Origin of the sequence: Bauldia litoralis, assembly GCF_900104485.1 — a bacterium.
In the GTDB taxonomy this organism is placed as follows: domain Bacteria; phylum Pseudomonadota; class Alphaproteobacteria; order Rhizobiales; family Kaistiaceae; genus Bauldia; species Bauldia litoralis.
The window spans coordinates 81193-100725 of record NZ_FMXQ01000012.1; the positions used below are offsets into that span (position 1 = coordinate 81193).

The following is a 19533-nucleotide window of genomic DNA, read 5'->3' on the forward strand; positions in this document are numbered from 1 at the left end:
AGCTCCTCAGCGGAAAATGTAAATCAAGACGATGACAGCCAGCAGCGCGAGCAGCCCCCAGACATAGGGACCGCCCAGGACGCCGCGACCGGCCGCGACCTCGAGGCGCTCCTCGATTGCCTCGGCGGTGACTTCGGGATCCTTCTCGACGTCGGCGGCGACCGCCTCCTGGCCGATGTCCCCGGTGGCAGGCGCGGTCGCAGGCGCCGGCTCCGCGGCGGGTGCCGAGCCGCCACCGAGTTTCTCGGCGAAGGCGGTGAAGAACTGATCGGCCATCTGCTTGGCCGTGGCGTCGACCAGCCGGCCGCCGATCTGGGCGAGCTTGCCGCCAACCTGGGCCTTGGCGACATAGGTCAGGACCGTCGCATCCGGTCCGTCCTCGACAAGGCTGACATCGGCGCCACCCTTGGCGAAGCCGGCGACGCCGCCCTTGCTCTCGCCGGTGATGGTGTAGCCGTTGGGCGGATTGATGTTGCTCAGCGTCACCTGGCCGGTAAAGGCGGCCTTGACCGGCCCGACCTTGGCCTCGACGGTCGCCTTCATCTCGGTGTCGGAGATCTTCTCGAGCGACTTGGCGCCGGGAATGCACTCCCGCAGCACATCCGCATCGTTCAATGCGTCCCACACCTTTTCCCGGCTCGCCGGGATCTTGTATTCGCCCTTCATTTCCATAGTTGGCAGCCCCGAGAGACGGCTATCCCGTCCCGTTTCTGTTCTTTTCGCAGCAAAATGGCCGAGAAGGGATTGGCCGACGCGAGTCCGGTCCGAAGGTCCAGCCGGCCTGGATCGATTCCAATGATTATGTTGCATGGCCCGGTCGCCCTCGGCAAGTGTTGGATTTGCGACGGCGCGGCAGGTACAAGGTGCCGAACCGCCCCCGGCCCATTCCCAGAAAAGACCCATGACCGCCAGCACCACCCAGCGCAACGACCTTGCCTCCGCCGCGACGCGACCGGCCCGCCGGCCGCGCATGCAGGCGCCGGTGATGCTGGAAACCGAGGGCTGGGCGGATTATGCCCTGCTCGACTCCGGCCACGGGCGGAAACTCGAGCGATACGGCCGGTATCGGGTCGTGCGGCCGGAGGAACAGGCGCTGTGGACGCCGCGCATGGACGCCTCGGTCTGGGATGCCGCCGACGCCACCTTCGTCGGCATCGGCGACGAGGAAACCGACGGCCGCTGGCGGATGAAGACGCCGGTCGGCGACACATGGCCGATGCGCTACGACGATATCGGCTTCCTCGGCCGCTTCACCGCCTTCCGCCATGTCGGCGTCTTTCCCGAGCAGGCGACCCACTGGCAGTGGCTGGCGGAGCGGATCGCCGCCGCCAACCGCCCGACGAAGGTCCTCAATCTTTTCGGCTATACCGGGCTTGCCTCGCTGGTCGCCGCCAGGGCCGGCGCCGAGGTCGTCCATATCGACGCCTCGAAGAAGGCGATCGGCTGGGCCCGGGAAAACCAGGTCGAGGCGGGCCTTCCCGACCTGCCGATCCGCTGGATCTGCGAGGACGCGGTCAAGTTCGTCGCCCGCGAGGAGCGGCGCGGCAATCGCTATGACGGGATCATCCTCGACCCGCCGAAATTCGGCCGCGGCCCCAAGGGCGAGGTGTGGGACATCTTCGCCGCCCTGCCAGACATGTTGCGCGCCTGCGCCGGGCTCCTGACCGACAATCCCTCCTTCCTGATCCTCACCGCCTATTCGATCCGCTCCTCCTTCCTGTCGATGCACGAATTGACGGCGGAGGCGCTGGCCGGGCGCGATGGCGTGGTCGAATCCGGCGAACTGGTCATCCGCGAGGAAGGCGGCGGCCGGGCGCTGTCGACCTCGCTCTTTTCGCGATGGTCCGCCGATGGCTGATAACCGCCCGACCCCGCGGGCGCCCGGCAAGGTGCTCCACATCACCAGCCTGGCCAATCCGGTGGTCAAGGAAATCCGCGGCCTGTCGCTCGGCAAGAACCGCAAGGCCAGCGGCCAGTTCATCGCCGAGGGGCTGAAGCTGGTCGCCGAGGCGGTCAAGGCCGGCTGGACCATCCGCCGCCTCGTCCACGCGACGCGGGTCACCGACGACCCGCTGGTCGCCCAGCTCGCCGCCACCACCCGGACCCGCGGCGGCGACGTCGTCGTCGTCAGCGAGGCGGTGCTCGGCAAGATGACCCGCCGCGAGAACCCGCAGACCGTGCTTGGCGTCTTCGACCAGCAACTGACCGACGCGTCGGCGATCAGGCCCGGCCCGGCCTCTGTCTGGGTGGCGCTCGAGCAGGTCCGCGATCCCGGCAATCTCGGCACCATCCTGCGCACGGTCGATTCGGTCGGCGCCGAAGGCGTCATCCTGGTCGGCGACACCGTCGATCCCTTCTCGATGGAAGCGGTGCGGGCGACAATGGGCTCGATCTTCAACGTCGCGCTGGCGCGGATGACATCGGAGGCCTTCGCGAAGTTGATCGCCGCCTGGCCCGGCACCAGCGTCGGCACCCATCTCGCCGGCGCGGTCGACTATCGCACCGTCGACTACAAGGGACCGGTGCTCCTGGTAATGGGCGCCGAGCAGGCGGGGCTGACCCCGGCGCTCGCCGAAGCCTGCGGCCGGCTGGTCAAGATCCCGATGGCGGGCAAGGCCGATTCGCTCAACCTGGCCGTCGCCACCGGGGTGATGCTGTTCGAGATCCGGCGCGGGGCGCTGTCGATCGATGCCTGATCCGCGCCGGCCAGACGGACCGCTGTCCCGGCTCGGCCTCTCGGTGATTGCCGCGACGCTGATCGTCGACCAGGCGACCAAGTTCATCGCCGAGGCGGACCTCCCCTTCGGCGTGACCATCGACCTCCTGCCCTTTTTATCCCTGCACCGGGTCCACAACCCCGGCATCGCCTTCAGCTTCCTCGCCGATTACGGCGTCTGGGCACTGGTCGGGCTGACGCTGGCGATCACGGTGGTGGTGACGGTGTTCTGGTCGCAGGCGATGGACGGCGGCAAATGGGCGACCGTCGGATACGGCCTGATCATCGGCGGCGCGGTCGGCAACCTGATCGACCGGATCGTCCACGGCCATGTCATCGACTTTCTCCTTCTCCATTTCGGCGACTGGACGCTGTTCGTGTTCAACCTCGCCGACGCGGCGCTGACCGTTGGTCCGGCGCTGCTTCTCGTCGTCTATCTGTGGCCCGGACCGCGCGGCGGGCGGGAAAAGAGCGACACCGGCGACGCCTGACATTGATCAACGCGGCGCGGTCGCCGCCGCGTCATGACCTCCGGCAGACAACGGAGAGCGGCGTGGCACGAAGCGATACGGAACACCTGATACGGCAGGCGCTGGTCGTCCTTCCGGCGGCCGGGCTCGCCGTTGGCGGCATCGCCTGGCTGAGCGGCGACAGCGCGCCCGCGGCGATCATCTGGGGCGCCGCGACCCTGCCGGTGGCCGCGGCACTTGCCGTCGAGATCGTCGTCAGCCTGCGCCGCGCCGAGGTCGGGCTCGACGTGGTGGCGCTGCTCGCCATGGTCAGCGCCCTCATCCTCGGCGAAACGCTGGCCGGCTGCGTCGTGGCGCTGATGTATGCCGGCGGCCAGTTCCTCGAATCCTACGCCGCCGGCCGCGCCCGCCGCGAGATGACGGCGCTGCTCGAGCGGGCGCCGAAGACCGCCATGCGCTACGCGAAAGGCGGCGACCTCGCCGAGGTTCCGATCGACGACATCTGCATCGGCGACCGCGTGCTGGTGCGCGGCGGCGAGGTGGTGCCGGCCGACGGGACGATTGCCGGCGACAAGGCGGTGCTCGACCAGTCGGCGCTGACCGGCGAGGCGATGCCGGTGACGCTGGTCACCGGCGAGGCGGCGATGAGCGGTTCGACCAATGCCGGCATGGCCTTCGACCTGGTCGCGACCCGGCCGGCTGCCGAAAGCACCTATGCAGGCATCGTCCGGCTGGTCGAGGCGGCGGGGCAGGATAAGGCACCGATCGTCCGCCTCGCCGACCGTTTCGCGATCGTCTTCCTCGCCGTCACGGTCGCGGTCGCCGGCGGCGCCTGGATCGCCAGCAGCGACCCGCTGCGCTGGCTGGCGGTGATGGTGGTGGCGACGCCCTGCCCGCTGATCCTGGCCCTGCCGGTGGCGATCATCGCCGGGGTGTCGCGGGCGGCGAGCCGCGGCGTGCTGGTCAAGGGGGGCGGCGCGATGGAGGTGCTGGCCGAGGTCAGGACCATCGTCGTCGACAAGACGGGGACGCTGACCCATGGCCACGCCTCGCTTGCCGCCATCCATGCCGCGCCGGGTTACGAGGAGGAGGACCTGCTGCGGCTGGCGGCGTCGCTCGACCAGGCCTCGAGCCACGTCATCGCCCAGGCGCTGGTCGCCGCGGCCCATGCGCGCCACCTGCCGCTCAGCCCGCCGAGCGATGTCCGCGAAGCCCAGGGCAGCGGCCTGCAGGGCTGGGTCGACGGCCGCGAGATCACCGTCGGCGGCTTCTCCTATGTCCAGGATCGCTCCCGCGACGGCCATGACTTCGGCGCCTCCGCCCGCCGCGAGGGCGCGGTCGGCGTGGCGGTGGCCGTCGATGGCGTGATGGCCGGGCTGATCGTCCTCTCCGACGAGATCCGCCCGGAGGTGCCGGCCGCCCTTGCCGCCTTCCGCCGCCTTGGCGTCCGCCGCTTCGTGCTGGCCTCCGGCGATCGCGCCGACGTCACGGCGGCGGTGGCGAGCCAGCTCGACATCGACACGGTGCTCGGCGAGATGACGCCGCAGGCCAAGGTGATGGCGGTGGTGGCCGAACGCGACAACGGCCCGGTGATGATGGTCGGCGACGGCGTCAACGATGCGCCGGCGCTGGCGGCGGCCGATATCGGCGTGGCGATGGGCGCCCATGGCGCGGTCGCCTCGGCCCAGGCCGCCGACGCCATCCTGCTGGTCGACCGCATCGACCGCCTCGCCGAAGCGATGGCAATCGCCCAGCGCTCGCGGCGGATCGCGCTGCAAAGCGTCGTCGCCGGCATCGGCCTGTCGATGATCGCGATGGTCTTCGCAGCCTTCGGCTACCTGCCGCCGGTCACCGGCGCGCTGCTCCAGGAAGCGATCGACGTTGCCGTCATCCTCAACGCGCTGCGGGCGCTGCGCGGCTAGCCAGACTTGCCCGGCTTGCCGACCAGCCGCTCCTCGATCTCGTCCGGCGGCACGTTGGTGTAGTCCTTGTCGACCTCGGCGACGAGCGCCGCCTTGACCGCGTCCGAATAGGCCTTGCGGATCATGCCCAGCGCCCGCGGCGCGGCGACGATGACCAGGCCGGTCGCATCGCCGGACTGCACCGCCTTGTCGAGGCGGGCGGCGAGGTCCTTGAGGAAGGCTTCTTCCTCGCGGTCGTGCCAGTCGGTCTGCTCGACCGAGCTCCGGGACTGGCCGACGCTCTGGTGAACGCTGCCGGGTTTGTCGGTGCCCATCTCGCTGGTCTTCGGCGCGTGGCGGGTCTCGGAATCCTTGATGCGGAGGTCGGGGTATTCAGCGTCGCCGATATTGTCGAAGAACAACGCCTTGCGTCCGTCGCAGACGACCACCCATGTCCCGGTCTTCAGTTTCAGCTTGTCCATTCCGCTCTCTCCTTGCCGCGTCAGGGGCAACGCCGACGCAGCGATTCGGTTTCCGAAATCGCGATGAAGCGACGCCTCGGCCATCGCGGTCGAGATTACGGCGAGCCGGCGGCTTCGGTTTGATCCGGATCACGTCACGGTCGCAGGACGGCCCGAAAGCGGACCGCATCGCTTGCATTTCGGCCCTGATCGCGATGCGCGGCGGCCAATCGCGAGGGCCGATAACGTTAACCCTTTGACGCCGTTGGCGCCCGCCCGGCAAATCCGCTAAATTCGTTGCCACATTTTAGCACAATCTGCAGGGCATGGCTCCGCGGCCCGCCCCACAGCGGCTGCTCCCGCCCATTGAAACGGAGAACGCCATGCCGACGATCGCCCTTGTAGATGACGATCGGAATATTCTTGCATCGGTTTCCATCGCCCTCGAGTCCGAAGGCTATCGCGTCCAGACCTATACCGACGGCGCCTCGGCGCTCGACGGATTGCAGAACGCGATCCCGGATCTCGCGATCCTCGATATCAAGATGCCGCGGATGGACGGCATGGAACTCCTGCGCCGGCTGCGCCAGAAGACCGACCTGCCGGTGATCTTCCTGACGTCCAAGGACGACGAGATCGACGAGCTGTTCGGCCTCAAGATGGGTGCCGACGACTTCATCAAGAAACCCTTCTCGCAGCGCCTGCTGGTCGAGCGGGTCAAGGCGGTGCTGCGGCGCTTCCAGCCCCGCGACGCCAGCGCGCCCAAGCAGACCGAGGCCGCCCAGGTCCTCGACCGCGGCGCCTTGTCGATGGACCAGGAACGCCATACCTGCACGTGGAACGGACAGCCGGTGACGCTGACCGTGACCGAGTTCCTGATCCTCTACGCGCTGGCCCACCGGCCCGGCGTGGTCAAGAGCCGCAACGCGCTGATGGACGCGGCCTATGACGATCAGGTCTATGTCGACGACCGGACGATCGACAGCCATATCAAGCGGCTGCGGAAGAAGTTCAAGCTGGTCGATCCTGAATTCGACATGATCGAAACGCTGTATGGGGTCGGGTATCGTTTCAAGGAGGTCTGACCGCGATCGCACGGTCCGACGCTGGAGATGAATGACGGCAACAGCCGAGAACCAGCCAGTGACCGAGGCTCCCGAGGGGCGGCCTGAAAGCCGGACAAGGCGTATCCTTTCCGGCTTCAGCCGCTTCATCGGCCTGCACGTCTTTTCGAGCCTGACGCGGCGGATCATCGTCCTCAACCTGGTGGCGCTGATCCTGCTCGTCGCCGGCATCCTCTACCTCAACCAGTTCCGGGCGGGGCTGACCGAGGCGAGGGTGCGCAGCTTGCAGACCCAGGGCGAGATCATCGCCGGGGCGATCGCCACCTCGGCGACGATGGACACCGACTCCATCGACATCGATCCGAAGATGCTGCTCGACCTCGAGGCCGGGCAGAGCCTGTCGCCGGTCGACGAAGTCTTCGACGCCTTCGAATTCGCCATCAACCCGGAGCGGGTCGCGCCGATCCTGCGCCGGCTGGTCTCGCCGACGCGGACCCGCGCCCGCATCTACGATCGCGACGGGACGCTGGTCGCCGATTCGCGGCATCTCTACGCCCGCGGCCAGATTCTCCGCTACGACCTGCCGCCGCCCGAGGAGGCGGAGCGGTCGATGCTGGAAAATGTCTGGCACACCATCAATCGCTGGATGCAGCGCTCCGACCTGCCGGTCTACCAGGAGCTCGGCGGCGCCAACGGCAAGGGCTATCCGGAAGTCATCCGCGCCCTCGACGCCTCGTCGCAAAGCGTGGTGCGGGTCACCGATCACGGCGAACTGGTGGTGTCGGTCGCTGTGCCGATCCAGCGGTATCGCACCGTTTATGGGGCGTTGCTGCTGTCGACCGAAGGCGGCGACATCGACGCCATCGTCTATGCCGAGCGGCTTGCCATCGTCCGTGTGCTGGTCGTCGTCGCCACCGTCACGGTGCTCCTTTCCATCCTGATGGCGGGCACCATCGCGGCGCCGCTTCGCCGTCTCGCCGACGCCGCCGACCGGGTGCGCGGCGGCGTGCAGAGCCGGCCCGAGATCCCCGACTACAGCCATCGCGGCGACGAGATCGGCCATCTCAGCCTGGCAATCCGCGAGATGACCTCGTCGCTCTATAACCGCATCGAGGCGATCGAGAGCTTCGCCGCCGACGTCGCCCACGAGTTGAAGAACCCGCTGACGTCGCTGCGCAGCGCGGTGGAAACCCTGCCGCTGGCCAAGACCGAGGAAGCCAAGACGCGGCTCGCCACCATCATCCAGCACGACGTGCGCCGCCTCGATCGGCTGATCAGCGACATCTCCAACGCCTCACGCCTGGATGCCGAACTCGCCCGCCAGGATGCCGGGCCGGTCGACGTGCGGAAGGTGCTGGAAACCGTTGTCCAGATGTGCCGCGACACGACGCCGGAGGAGGGCCCCGCCATCGCCTTCCACATCGAGGAAGCAGAGCCGGAGGCCTTTTTCGTCACCGGCCACGACATCCGCCTCGGCCAGGTCTTCAACAACCTGATCGACAATGCGCGGTCCTTCTGCCGCAAGGACGGCACGGTCAACGTGACGCTGACGGCGAAGGCCCGCAACCTCAAGGTCATCGTCGACGACGACGGACCGGGCATCCGCTCCGACCAGTTCGAGCGGATCTTCGAACGCTTCTACACCGACCGCCCCGACGGCGAATCCTTCGGCCAGAATTCCGGCCTCGGCCTGTCGATCTCGAAGCAGATCGTCGATGCCCACAAGGGCCGGATCATGGCCGAGAATCGCACCCGGCCGAGCGCGACACCGGGTGAACCGCCCGAAATTCTCGGCGCGCGGTTCACGGTCACCCTGCCCCGACGGTGAGCACGCCGCCGACCATCCATGCCGGCGCGATCCGCCTTGGCGCGGACGGGGTGCTGATCCGCGGCGCCTCGGGCAGCGGCAAGTCCTCGCTGCTCCTGCACCTGCTCATCCGCCATCCGGACACCGCCCGGCTCATTTCGGACGACCGGGTGATCCTCACCGCCGAGGACGGCCGCCTTGTCGCCAGCGCACCGCCGGAAATCGCCGGAAAGCTGGAGATTCGCGGCCAGGGCATCGTTGAGATCGCGTATGTTTCGCCAGCGGCGATCCGGCTGGTCGTCGACCTGCTGCCGGCCGCGAAATGCCCGCGCCTGCCGGAGAAGCAGGACAGGACGACATCGATCGACGGCGTCATCCTGCCGCGCCTGAAACTGCCGATCGGCATCGGCGACGGCGCCGATCGGGTGCAGGCCGCGCTTGCCTGGGGCATGAAATGGCCGGAAACAGGCGAATGAGCCCGCGGGCGCATCCCCTCTTGCGTTGCGGAATCGTTCGGTCAAGATAGCGCCGCCGGGCGCCGACCCGAGGAACCGCCGGGCGCAGGGTGCCCGTCGCGGAACACTAGGCGAGGAAGCCACATACTGATGATCGGACTTGTCCTCGTGACGCACGGCAAGCTCGCCGTCGAATTCCGTTCTGCTCTCGAGCATGTCGTCGGGGCCCAGACCCAGATCGAAACGGTGTCGATCGGCCCGGACGACGATGTCGAAAAACGGCGGCAGGACATCCTCAATGCCGTCGGCCGGGTCAATGACGGCTCGGGCGTCATCCTGCTCACCGACATGTTCGGCGGCACCCCGTCGAACCTTGCGATCTCGGTGATGGAGGCCGGCACCGTCGAGGTGATCGCCGGGGCCAACCTGCCGATGCTGATCAAACTCGCCAGCGTCCGCTCCGAGAAGCCGCTGGCCGAGGCGATCGCCGACGCGCAGGATGCCGGCCGCAAATACATCAACGTCGCCAGCCAGGTTCTGAACGGGAAGTAATGCCCAGCGAAACCGAAGGCCTGCTGAAGCGCGAACTCGCCATATCCAACAAGCGTGGCCTGCATGCGCGGGCCGCGGCCCGCTTCGTGCGCTGCGCCGAGGAATTCGATGCCGACATCACCGTCACCAAGGACGGCAACACGGTCGGCGGTACGTCGATCATGGGACTGATGATGCTGGCCGCCGCCCCCGGTTCCTCGATCCATGTCACCGCCGAAGGCGCCGAGGCCCGGCAGGCGCTCGACGCGCTGGCCGCCCTCGTCGCCGATCGCTTCGGCGAGGAGTCCTGACGCCAGTCCGGCGCGACACCGTCAGGCGACGGCGCCCCGGCAGGCCCGATCGACCGCGTTCAGCACCGTCGGCAGCCTGTGCGCGCCGTGCATGGTGCGGATCAGGCGCTTCGCCTCGCCGTGGTCGATGCCGATGCTGGTGACGTAGAGCGGCCGACGACTTCCGCCCCTCAGCACCTCGGTTCCGGCCGGCGTCCCGGCAAAGGCGGTCTTGGCGACGCCGATCACCGGCACTGCTTGCCCAAGCGCCCGGTGGAGATGCGCGCCAAGCCCGTCCCGCCGGTCGGCTCCCAGCGTCACATAGCCGTCGATGACGATGATTCGCGGTGTTTCGCCGAACGCCTCGAGCAGCGCCAGGATGCAGGGAAGTTCCCGCTTGAAGAAGGCGCCGGGCTCATACGGGGCGATATCGGACAGCGTGACGGTCTCCCGCCGGGCGATCACGTCCGACGCCCAGTCGGCGAACAGGATGCCGGCGGCCACCGCCCGGTCGTCCCCCTGATAGTGGACGTCGACCGCGAGGTTCATCGCGGCATTTGCTCAATCCTCATCGTCGTCGTCATCCTCCGGATCACTGACCAGGACCTTGCGCTCCTCGCCGTCGAACCAGCACCGCTTCCGCGTCTTCGTATCGAACCAGGCGCGGTAGGCGCGGTCTTGTGCGTAGTCCAGCACCTGCTCCTCATCTATGACCTTGAACTCGTAGCGAATGTCGTCGAAGTCGAAAAAGAACACGTGAAAGGCCAGTTGCCCCGTGGGGATTCGCTCGCCGGTGAACAACCTGTCGGCCGTGGTGATCGAACCGTACCAGACCAGGGTTTCACCGAATGTCGGAGTGACCGCCCGATCGAAGCCTCTTGGCCGGCCGATGATCAGCTTGCGGAACAGGTTCATGGGTCAGGCCGCGCCAGGAGCCTGAACACTCAGGCCGATACGGGAGACTAGCCGGGTCGGGACATGCTTGAGAAGTCTTCCCCGGGTTTGAAGGGGCAGACACCAGCCCCGGTCCAATCGCATAAAGAAATGTTTATATCCTTATTGCCGGATGCCGGAGGCGGCGCTATAACCCGGCTCAAATACCCCCTTTTCACCTCCCGACTGAGGAGCCCGGTATGCCGGAATTCAACGATTACGTGGTCAAGGACATCAGCCTCGCCGATTGGGGCCGCAAGGAAATCTCGATGGCCGAGACCGAAATGCCCGGCCTGATGGCGACCCGCGAGGAGTACGGACCCGAGCAGCCGCTGCGCGGCGCCCGCATCGCCGGCTCGCTGCACATGACCATCCAGACCGCGGTGCTGATCGAGACGCTGCAGGCGCTCGGCGCCGAGGTCCGCTGGGCCTCGTGCAACATCTATTCGACCCAGGACCACGCCGCCGCCGCGATCGCCGCCGCCAACACGCCGGTCTTCGCCTACAAGGGCGAGACCCTCGAGGACTACTGGGACTATTGCCACCGCATCTTCGAATGGCATGACGGCGGCACCGCCAACATGATCCTCGACGACGGCGGCGACGCCACCCTGCTCCTCCATCTCGGCATGCAGGCGGAGACCAACCCCTCGGTCATCGCCCACCCGACCAACGAGGAAGAGGAAGTCCTCTTCGCCACCATCAAGAAGCAGCTCGCCGAGAAGCCCGGCTGGTACACCAAGTTCGCCGCCAACATCAAAGGCGTCACCGAGGAGACCACCACCGGCGTCCACCGGCTCTACCAGATGGCCAAGGAAGGCCGCCTGCTCTTCCCGGCGATCAACGTCAACGACTCGGTCACCAAGTCGAAATTCGACAACCTCTATGGCTGCCGCGAGTCGCTGGTCGACGGCATCCGCCGCGGCACCGACGTGATGATGTCCGGCAAGACCGCGATGGTCTGCGGCTATGGCGACACCGGCAAGGGCTCGGCCGCCAGCCTGAAGAGCGCCGGTTGCCGCGTTCTGGTCTCCGAGGCCGATCCGATCTGCGCGCTGCAGGCGGCGATGGAAGGCTTCGAGGTCACGACCATGGAAGACGCCGCGCCGCAGGCCGACATCTTCGTCACCGCTACCGGCAATGTCGACGTCATCACCATCGACCACATGCGCCAGATGAAGCACCGCGCCATCGTCTGCAACATCGGCCACTTCGATTCCGAGATCCAGATCGCGGCGCTCAAGAACCTCAAGTGGCACAACGTCAAGCCGCAGGTCGACGAGGTCGAGTTCCCCGACGGGAAGCGCATCATCCTCCTGTCGGAGGGACGGCTCGTCAATCTCGGCAACGCCACCGGCCATCCGAGCTTTGTCATGTCGGCGAGCTTCACCAACCAGACGCTGGCCCAGATCGAGCTCTACACCAAGCCGGAGGAGTACAAGAAGGAGGTCTACATCCTTCCCAAGTTCCTCGACGAGAAGGTCGCCCGGCTGCACCTCGACAAGATCGGCGTCAAGCTGACCGAACTCTCCGACAAGCAGTCCAAATACATCTCGGTGCCGAAGGAAGGCCCGTACAAGCCCGACCATTACCGCTACTGAGCGGCGGGACCCGTCCAGACGGGCGGGCCGGAGCGGACCGGGGCCATCTGGCCCGACGCCGCCCCGGCCCCCGCCTGTATTTGGTCACCGGCCGAGGATGTGATCCCCGTACGGATCGTCGATCACCATCAGCCACCGGCCGTCGGGCTGCCGGCGAAGGACGGCCACCGAGAGACCGCTCTGCTCGACCGGCGAGCCGTCCGGGGTGCGTCCCTCCATCTTCCAGGTGCTCAGGTGAAGCGCGATATCGCCGGCCTCGATCACCTCATGGTCCATGAAGGTGAATTGCGGCTCGAGCGCCACGAATTGCTGGAACATCGCCGTCAGGGCCGCCGTCCCGGCGACCGGCGCGCCCGGTTCGCCGACCACGACGGCACCCGGCTCGTAGGTCGCGAGGATGCCCCTGACATCGCCGCGGGCGAAGGCCCCCGTCATGGCGTCGATGGTTGCCTGGACATCGTCCGCGACGCCCGCCGCTTCAGCCGGCGCCGGGCCGGCGGCGGTCGAGAGCAACAGGGCCGCCGCGATGGCGGGGACTGACATGCGCATGGGTCGTGCCTCCGTTGTTGGGCGGCGACCCTAGCGGCGGCGGATGCCGAGTTCTGTCAGCAGAAACGACCACACCCTGACGATTGAAACCCACGCCTCCCGATGCGGGCTCCGTTGTCGTGGCGCGCCGGTGTCCGGACTGACGCGCCACCCGGTTGACCTTCGGGACACGGCGCCATCGCGCCGTATCCATCCGACCTGCGCGAGCCCCTACTTCGTGAAGGAGAGCGCCGGCGGCTCCATGTTCGGCTTAAGCGGCGCCGTGACGATGTCCTTGGCGTCAAGGTCGAAGTCCTTGAGGTCGATGCCGCGCAGCACCTGATCGTCGTAGGACTTGACGTAGTAGTGAGTGTTCGTGATGTCGGCGACCGTCGACCACTGGGTATACTCCAGCGGCGACTTGCCCTCGGCCTCGCCCGGGCGGATCCAGCCGACCGGGATGTCGAAGTTGTTGACGACATGCTCGGCCAATCGGACGCTTTCCGCGCCAGGCGCCACCGGCTCGATGGAGAGGGTATAGCCGAGGGCGCGAATGAAACGCGACGGCGGCGTCGGGTCGCCCGGGATGCCGAGCAGGCCGGAGCCCTGCCCGAAAGAGGTGATGGTCTCGCCATCGACCTTGAGCGGCGGGGCGTTCTCGGAGGACAGCTTGACGTAGTTCTTGAGGTTGGTGAGGTGCCAGCTGAGCTCCGGTGAATTGGTCATCACCCCGAGCGGGTTGTCATAGACGGTCAGCTTGCCGCCGACCGGCTCGATGACCAGCGAAGCGCCGGTCGCGTCGTGGAGCGTGTAGTGGAACGGTGGGACGGCGCCCATCTGCGACAGCTCGACCCCGACGATCGAGATACCGTCAAGGTTGGCCTTCACCTCGGCGACGGTCTCGAATTTCGTCAGCGCCCAGGTGAGGAAGTCCCAGGGCGCCATCGCGCCGTGCGGGTTCGCCGTCTTCGGATCCGCATAGCCGACGTAGTCCGGGAAGTAGAGGATGCCGCCGGTGAGGCCCTTCTCGTTCATGCCGTCGGTCACGACCGGCATGTCGAACGCACTGAGGCCGACCGCCGCGTATTTCGATTTCCAGGACATCCCGCCGCCCAGCTTGCCATCCGGGCCCGTGGCGCTCAGCCCGTACTGCCGCGGGATGACGATCGCGCTGGATTCGAGGTCGAAGCCGAACTCCATCGTCCGACCATAATAGGGGGCACCGTTGGTGTCGTGGATCAGGAAGCTTGTGCAGGCCTGCACCGGCAGCGGCACGAGAGACGCCGCCATCGCGGTACCCAGGAATACGCGGGTCAGTGATTTCATCCGTTTGCCAGCCATCTCAGCCTCGTGTGATTGTTGGATGCGAGTGATAGCCGGCCGCACATTTCGCGACCCTTAAAAATCACGATCGGATTGGAAGCGGATTCGCGATCGCCGGTTTCTCACTGGCGACGGTCGGAAGGGCCACCGCACCGTGGCGCCGGGGGCACTTGCCGTCCGCGGGACCGGACGCTGATGCCGCTGCTGCCTGATGCCGTCGATCGGGCTTCGGCCCGCTGACAGGCAGGCATGGCCTTCAGCCCGTAGCGACCCCGCCTTCCAGTCCACCCCGCCATCCTGAGGTATTGCGACGCGAAGCCGTGAAGGAGGAAGGGCCGTGCCAGTCGACCATCCGTCGAGGCCCCCTCGCCGGCTTACCGCGCCGACCGCCCGGTCACGCACCCGGCCCCAGCCGCTCCAGCACCTCGCGATGCCAGGCGATCTCGGCCTCAAGCCGCAACTGGGTATGCCGGAAGGCCAGCGCCTCGCCGGCCCGCAGCGTCGGCCTGGCCCCATCCCAGGCCTCCTGCCAGGCCTCCGCCTCGGCGCGGTAGATGTCGAGACGCCGCCGCATCGCCGCAGCCACCTCGGTGTCCGGAATGCCCGCGGCCGTCTGCAGGGCGAGGTCGACGGGATCGGGCCGGAGGCCGGTCTTGCCGAAGGCCGCCGCGCGCGCCGTATCCAGTTCCATCAGGCCGGTGGCGGTGATCTCGTAGACAGTGCGTTCCGGCCGGCTGCCGACCGTCTCGCTGCGCACCGGCCGGATCGCGCCATCGGCGGCCATGCGGTGCAGCGCGTGGTACAGCGAACCCGGCTTGACCTCGGTCCAAAGGTCGGTGCGATCGGCCCGCGCCGCCTGCTTGACCTGATGCCCATGCATCGGCCCGCCCTTCCACAGGGCAGCGAGAACAAGTAGGCGAATAGTGCTCATCGGCTGAGTATGAGTATCTTGTCTTGATTAATCAAATTTGATTAATCAAGACGTCCATCAAGACTAGGCAGGCAAGTCGGCAAGTTCCTGATCGAGTCTCGCGCCGGCGCCATCGAAGATACCGCCGCGGCAGGAGTCCGCCGCCCACTATCGCTCGGGCGCCAGCCATTCGAGCCATGGCGCCGCCGGCCTCGCCGACCGGCAGACGGCCTGTTTCGGCGCGAACCTGCCGCACCGCGTGGCCGGCATGTTGGCCGACGCCCCGGACCACGCCCTCATCACGCCGCAGTCCGCTCCCCTCGCCTGAAGCGAAGACGCAGTGCGCGGCGGTTGATCGGCCGGGCAGAACGGCCGGCCCGGTTGCGATTGACCACCATCGCAGCTTTTTCTGCCGCCACCGCTTCACACGCGATTCGCCGACCGGTTAGAGTGCAGTGATTCGCGAGGGCGTCGGCAGCCTCGCGTCGCGGAACGGGCGCATCCCTCTTGTGCTGCGGGGAGCGTGCCGGAAAGGGGCAATGCGCATGCACGGATATGGCGGCAGGGCGGTCGCGGTCAGCGCCGGTTTTCGCTCCGCCATCTTCGCCACCACCGCCTCCGCTGCCCTGCTCTCCAGTCCCGTATTTGCCGCTGTCGCCCCGGAAGCCCCCGTCGAGAGGCTCACCGCCTTCGACATTGTCATGCTGGTCATGCTGATCGGCACGGTCAGCTTCGCCGTGATCAGCGCCATCGCCCTGATGCGCGCCCGAAACCGGGCGGAGACCGAGAATGCCGATCTCCGCCTGCAGGTCGCGGACCTCAAGGCAACCGCCGACCGGGCGGAAATCCTCATCGACGCCAAGGACGAGAAGCTCGTCGCCTGGGCAACGGACGACGAAGCGCCGCTTGTCGCCGGCGCCTTGCCGGCCAATGTCGGCGCGCCGACCGACCGCGCCCGCTTCCTCGCCTTCGGCACCTGGCTGAAGCCGGAATCGGCGGCGCGGATCGACCAGGCGGTGTCGCAGTTGCGGGCGCGCGGCGAGCCCTTCGATCTGACCATCGCCACCGTCGCCGGACGCTTGATCGAGGTGCGCGGCCATACCATCGGCTCGGCCGCGGTCGCCCGGTTCCGCGATCTCGACGGCGACCGGCTCGCCCGCGCCGACCTGGAAGCTCGCTACGACCTGCTCGAAGCCGAGGTCGAGGCCATGCGCGCGATGTTCTCGGTCGCGCCGATGCCGATCTGGCTGCGCGACGAGACCGGCCGGCTGGTCTGGGTCAACGCCGCCTATGCGGCCGCGGTCGAAGCCGCCGACGAGACCGACGCGGCCGAGCGCGGCCTCGAACTCCTCGACAGCAGCGGCCGGCAGATGATCCGCGAGGGCCACAAGACCGAGCCGGTCTTCCTCAAGCGGCTGCCGGCCATCGTCGCCGGCTCGCGCCGCATCTTCGATGTCACCGACGTCGATACGCCGAACGGCAGCGGCGGCATCGCCATCGATGTCAGCGGGGCGGAGGCCGCCCAGGCGGCCCTTCGCCGCGAGATCGACTTCAACGCCCGCACCCTCGACCAGCTGGCGACCGCGGTCGCCATCTACGGGCCCGACCGGCGCCTGAAATCCTACAATGCCGCCTATCGCAGCCTGTTCGATCTCGATACCGCTTTTCTCGAATCGCGGCCCGACGACAATGCGGTGCTCGACCACCTGCGCGCCGCCCGCAAGCTGCCCGAACAGTCCGACTTCAAGTCGTGGCGCACCGACCTGTTCGCCGCCTACCAGTCGGTGGAGACGCGCGAGCATATCTGGCACCTGCCGGACGGCCAGACGCTGCGGGTGATCGCCAATCCCAATCCCCAGGGCGGCATGACCTGGGTCTACGAGAATGTCACCGAGCGGCTCGATCTCGAAAGCCGCTACAACGCCCTGATCCACGTCCAGGGCGAAACCCTCGACCATCTCGCCGAAGGCGTCGCGGTGTTCGGCTCGGACGGCCGGCTGAGGCTGCACAACCCCTCCTTCGCCGCCATTCTCGAACTCGACCCGGCCGTCCTCGAAGGGCGCCCGCACGTCGCGGAGATCGTCCGCGCCTGCCGCCAGCCGGATGACGACGACGGCGACTGGAACCGCTTCACCGCCTGCGTTGCCGGACTGGACGAGAGCCGGTCGAGCTTCGCCGGACGGATGGAGCGCGCCGGCAACCGGGTGATTGACTATGCCTCGGTGCCGCTGCCCGACGGCCAGACCATGGTCACCTTCGTCGATGTCAGCGATACGGTGCAGGTCGAGCGGGCGCTGGTCGAGCGCAACGAGGCGCTGGAAACCGCCGACGCGATCAAGAACGCCTTCATCCACCACGTCTCCTACGAACTGCGCTCGCCGCTGACCAACATCATTGGCTTCACCCAGCTTCTCGCCGATCCGCGGGTCGGGCCGCTGACCGAGCGGCAAAGCGAGTATGTCGGCTATGTCATGTCGTCGAGCGGCGCTCTTCTGGCTATCGTCAACGACATCCTCGACCTCGCCACGGTCGATGCCGGGATCATGGAACTCGATCTCGGCGAAGTCGATGTCGGCGAAGCCGTCGCCGCCACCATCGAGGGCGTGAAGGACCGCATCTCCGACGCGAACCTCCATGTCGAAACCGACGTGCCGAAGGACATCGGCACCTTCGTCGCCGACGGCACCCGCGTCCGCCAGATCCTGTTCAACCTCCTCGCCAATGCCATCGCGTTCTCCCCGGAGGGCGGCCGTGTGGCGATCGAAGCGCGCCGCGACGGCGACACCATCGCCTTCTCGGTCAGCGACCAGGGCCCGGGCATCCCGGCCGATTTCCTCGACACCGCCTTCGACCGCTTCGCCAGCAAGCCGCAGGGCGCCGCCCGCGGCGGTGCCGGGCTCGGGCTGGCCATCGTCAAGAGCTTCGCCGAACTGCACGGCGGCACGGTCGAGATCCAGTCCGAGGAAGGCAAGGGCTCCCGCGTCACCTGCCGCCTCCCCATCCGCCCCGGCATCGCCGCCGCGGCGGAATAAGCGCAGCGGCACGATGGCTGCAACCCGATTCCCGCTGACCCTCGATCTCGCCGACGAAACGGCAACCACCCGCTTTGCCGAGGATATCGCGGCCTGCCTGGCGCCCGGCGACGTGATCGCGCTCTCCGGCGGGCTTGGCGTCGGCAAGACCACCTTCGCCCGGGCGCTGATCCGGGCGCTGGCCGACGACGCCGAACTCGAGGTGCCGAGCCCGACCTTCACCCTGGCCCAGAGCTACGCGTCGGGTCCGGTGCCGGTGACCCATTTCGATCTCTACCGGCTTTCCAGTCCCGAGGAACTCGACGAACTCGGGCTGGAGGAGGCGCTGGCGACCGGTGCCGCCCTGATCGAATGGCCGGAACGGGCCGAGGACGAGTTGCCCCCGACGCGCCTGACCATCGCCTTCGCCATTGCCGGTGACGGCCGCGCGGCGACGCTGTCCGGGAGCGGCGACTGGCAGCGGCGCATCGCCCATAGCCGCCATGTCCGCGCCTTTCTCGACACCACGGGATTCTCCGGCGCCGCCCGACGCTACCTGCAGGGCGACGCCTCGTCACGGACCTATGAGCGCATCCGCGCCGGCGACCGACACGCGGTCCTGATGGACTGGCCCCCTGCCGAAGCCCCCGCCGCCGGCGACCGCCGCGGCGCCTACCGGGCGCGCGACGTCCGCGCCTTCGTCGCCGTCGACGAGGCGCTGCGCGACGCCGGCCTTTCGGCACCGGCGGTGCTCGGCGCCGATCTCGATGGCGGGCTGCTCGTCCTCGAGGACCTCGGCAGCACTGGCATCGCGGTCGACGGCGAGCCGGTGGCCGAGCGCTACCATGCGGCGATCGGCGTCCTCGCGACGATCCACGGCGAGGCGCGGCCCGACACGCTCCCCGCCCCCGACGGCGGCACCCATCGCCTGCCGGCCTATTCCGCCGACGCGCTCGCCGCCGAGCTCGACCTCTTCCTCGACTGGTATGTCCCGCATGTCACCGGCGCCCCGGCCGCCGACGCCGCGCGCCAAGACTTCGCCGCCCTGTGGGCCGACCTTACCGGCCAGCTCGCGGCGGCCGAGACGAGCTGGGTGCTCCTCGACTACCACTCGCCCAACCTCCTGTGGCTGGCCGACCGGGCGGGGCTCGCCCGCGTCGGCATCCTCGATTTCCAGGACATGCTGACGGGGCCTGTGGCCTATGACGTCGTCTCGCTCTGCCAGGATGCGCGGGTGACCGTCCCGCCGGCGCTCGAATCGTCGCTGGTCGCGGCCTATGTCGCGCTCCGCCAGGCCGACAAGGGGCGCTTCGACGACGAGGCTTTCGCCGCCGTCTATGCGATTCTCGGCGCCCAGCGCGCCACCAAGATCCTCGGCGCCTTTGCCCGGCTCGCCGACCACACCGGAAAACCGCGTTATCTTCAGCATATTCCAAGACTCCGTGAATATCTCAAACGGAGCCTTGCCCATCCGGCCCTGACCGGTTACGCGCAGTGGTACCGGAGGCACCTTCCTCCGTCCGCCTGACGTT

At 67.9% G+C, this 19533-nt stretch carries 19 protein-coding genes; 12 read left to right on the forward strand and 7 right to left on the reverse strand.

Features of this window, described 5'->3' with window-relative positions; genetic code table 11:
* Positions 1–6: 6 nt before the first annotated feature.
* A complete protein-coding gene (locus BLT60_RS22215) occupies positions 7–672 on the reverse strand; it encodes an SRPBCC family protein (RefSeq protein WP_090880532.1) in 666 nt (221 codons plus the stop codon).
* Between the two features lie 229 nt (positions 673–901).
* Here BLT60_RS22215 and BLT60_RS22220 point away from each other — a divergent pair, with 229 nt between their 5' ends.
* The 4 genes from BLT60_RS22220 to BLT60_RS22235 all read left to right on the forward strand — a co-directional run bounded on the left by BLT60_RS22220 (position 902) and on the right by BLT60_RS22235 (position 5108).
* Complete coding sequence (locus BLT60_RS22220; RefSeq protein WP_425285043.1) at positions 902–1858, forward strand: class I SAM-dependent methyltransferase; 957 nt, start codon at positions 902–904, stop codon at positions 1856–1858.
* The gene (locus BLT60_RS22225) at positions 1851–2696 is read left to right on the forward strand and encodes a TrmH family RNA methyltransferase (protein WP_090880535.1); all 846 of its coding nucleotides are present in this window, start codon (positions 1851–1853) and stop codon (positions 2694–2696) included. Before BLT60_RS22220 ends, BLT60_RS22225 begins: the two co-directional genes overlap by 8 nt.
* Positions 2689–3207 carry a signal peptidase II gene (gene lspA / locus BLT60_RS22230; protein WP_090880537.1) on the forward strand — a complete coding sequence of 173 codons (519 nt, stop codon included), beginning with the start codon at positions 2689–2691 and terminating at the stop codon, positions 3205–3207. The genes BLT60_RS22225 and lspA overlap by 8 nt, the downstream gene beginning before the upstream one ends.
* 62 nt (positions 3208–3269) lie before the next feature.
* Positions 3270–5108 (forward strand): heavy metal translocating P-type ATPase, encoded by a 1839-nt coding sequence (locus BLT60_RS22235; RefSeq protein WP_244521390.1) that lies wholly within the window; start codon positions 3270–3272, stop codon positions 5106–5108.
* Here BLT60_RS22235 and BLT60_RS22240 read toward each other — a convergent pair.
* On the reverse strand, positions 5105–5569 hold the full coding sequence (locus BLT60_RS22240; protein ID WP_090880733.1) for a baeRF12 domain-containing protein: 465 nt from the start codon (positions 5567–5569) through the stop codon (positions 5105–5107). The two genes, BLT60_RS22235 and BLT60_RS22240, sit on opposite strands and share 4 nt — an antisense overlap.
* 362 nt (positions 5570–5931) lie before the next feature.
* On the opposite strand from BLT60_RS22240, the gene BLT60_RS22245 reads away from it, so the two are divergent.
* From BLT60_RS22245 to BLT60_RS22265, 5 genes are all read left to right on the forward strand, one after another.
* On the forward strand, positions 5932–6633 hold the full coding sequence (locus BLT60_RS22245; RefSeq protein ID WP_090880540.1) for a response regulator transcription factor: 702 nt from the start codon (positions 5932–5934) through the stop codon (positions 6631–6633).
* 31 nt (positions 6634–6664) lie between these two features.
* Positions 6665–8440 (forward strand): sensor histidine kinase, encoded by a 1776-nt coding sequence (locus BLT60_RS22250; protein ID WP_090880544.1) that lies wholly within the window; start codon positions 6665–6667, stop codon positions 8438–8440.
* Complete coding sequence (locus tag BLT60_RS22255) at positions 8437–8895, forward strand: HPr kinase/phosphorylase (RefSeq protein WP_090880548.1); 459 nt, start codon at positions 8437–8439, stop codon at positions 8893–8895. Before BLT60_RS22250 ends, BLT60_RS22255 begins: the two co-directional genes overlap by 4 nt.
* 129 nt (positions 8896–9024) lie before the next feature.
* The gene (locus tag BLT60_RS22260) at positions 9025–9426 is read left to right on the forward strand and encodes a PTS sugar transporter subunit IIA (protein WP_090880551.1); all 402 of its coding nucleotides are present in this window, start codon (positions 9025–9027) and stop codon (positions 9424–9426) included.
* The gene (locus BLT60_RS22265; protein WP_090880554.1) at positions 9426–9716 is read left to right on the forward strand and encodes an HPr family phosphocarrier protein; all 291 of its coding nucleotides are present in this window, start codon (positions 9426–9428) and stop codon (positions 9714–9716) included. Before BLT60_RS22260 ends, BLT60_RS22265 begins: the two co-directional genes overlap by 1 nt.
* 21 nt (positions 9717–9737) lie before the next feature.
* On the opposite strand, the gene BLT60_RS22270 is transcribed toward BLT60_RS22265, so the two are convergent.
* Together BLT60_RS22270 and BLT60_RS22275 are read right to left on the reverse strand one after the other, a co-directional pair.
* Complete coding sequence (locus BLT60_RS22270) at positions 9738–10244, reverse strand: endonuclease V (RefSeq protein ID WP_090880557.1); 507 nt, start codon at positions 10242–10244, stop codon at positions 9738–9740.
* Between the two features lie 12 nt (positions 10245–10256).
* Positions 10257–10610 (reverse strand): hypothetical protein, encoded by a 354-nt coding sequence (locus tag BLT60_RS22275; protein WP_090880559.1) that lies wholly within the window; start codon positions 10608–10610, stop codon positions 10257–10259.
* A 218-nt stretch (positions 10611–10828) separates the two neighbouring features.
* Between BLT60_RS22275 and ahcY the strand changes: the two genes are divergently transcribed.
* A complete protein-coding gene (ahcY, locus tag BLT60_RS22280; RefSeq protein WP_090880561.1) occupies positions 10829–12229 on the forward strand; it encodes an adenosylhomocysteinase in 1401 nt (466 codons plus the stop codon).
* A gap of 84 nt (positions 12230–12313) precedes the next feature.
* Here the strand turns inward: ahcY and BLT60_RS22285 are convergent, their stop codons facing one another.
* The 3 genes from BLT60_RS22285 to BLT60_RS22295 form a co-directional block, all read right to left on the reverse strand.
* Positions 12314–12778 (reverse strand): YybH family protein, encoded by a 465-nt coding sequence (locus tag BLT60_RS22285; RefSeq protein WP_090880563.1) that lies wholly within the window; start codon positions 12776–12778, stop codon positions 12314–12316.
* Between the two features lie 210 nt (positions 12779–12988).
* On the reverse strand, positions 12989–14098 hold the full coding sequence (locus BLT60_RS22290; protein WP_090880565.1) for a linear amide C-N hydrolase: 1110 nt from the start codon (positions 14096–14098) through the stop codon (positions 12989–12991).
* Between the two features lie 376 nt (positions 14099–14474).
* Positions 14475–15011, reverse strand: coding sequence for a PadR family transcriptional regulator (locus BLT60_RS22295; protein ID WP_090880568.1), 537 nt, complete (start codon positions 15009–15011; stop codon positions 14475–14477).
* A gap of 518 nt (positions 15012–15529) precedes the next feature.
* Between BLT60_RS22295 and BLT60_RS22300 the strand changes: the two genes are divergently transcribed.
* Complete coding sequence (locus BLT60_RS22300; protein ID WP_244521391.1) at positions 15530–18022, forward strand: sensor histidine kinase; 2493 nt, start codon at positions 15530–15532, stop codon at positions 18020–18022.
* 13 nt (positions 18023–18035) lie between these two features.
* On the forward strand, positions 18036–19529 hold the full coding sequence (tsaE, locus tag BLT60_RS22305; RefSeq protein WP_090880571.1) for a tRNA (adenosine(37)-N6)-threonylcarbamoyltransferase complex ATPase subunit type 1 TsaE: 1494 nt from the start codon (positions 18036–18038) through the stop codon (positions 19527–19529).
* Positions 19530–19533: the final 4 nt, after the last annotated feature.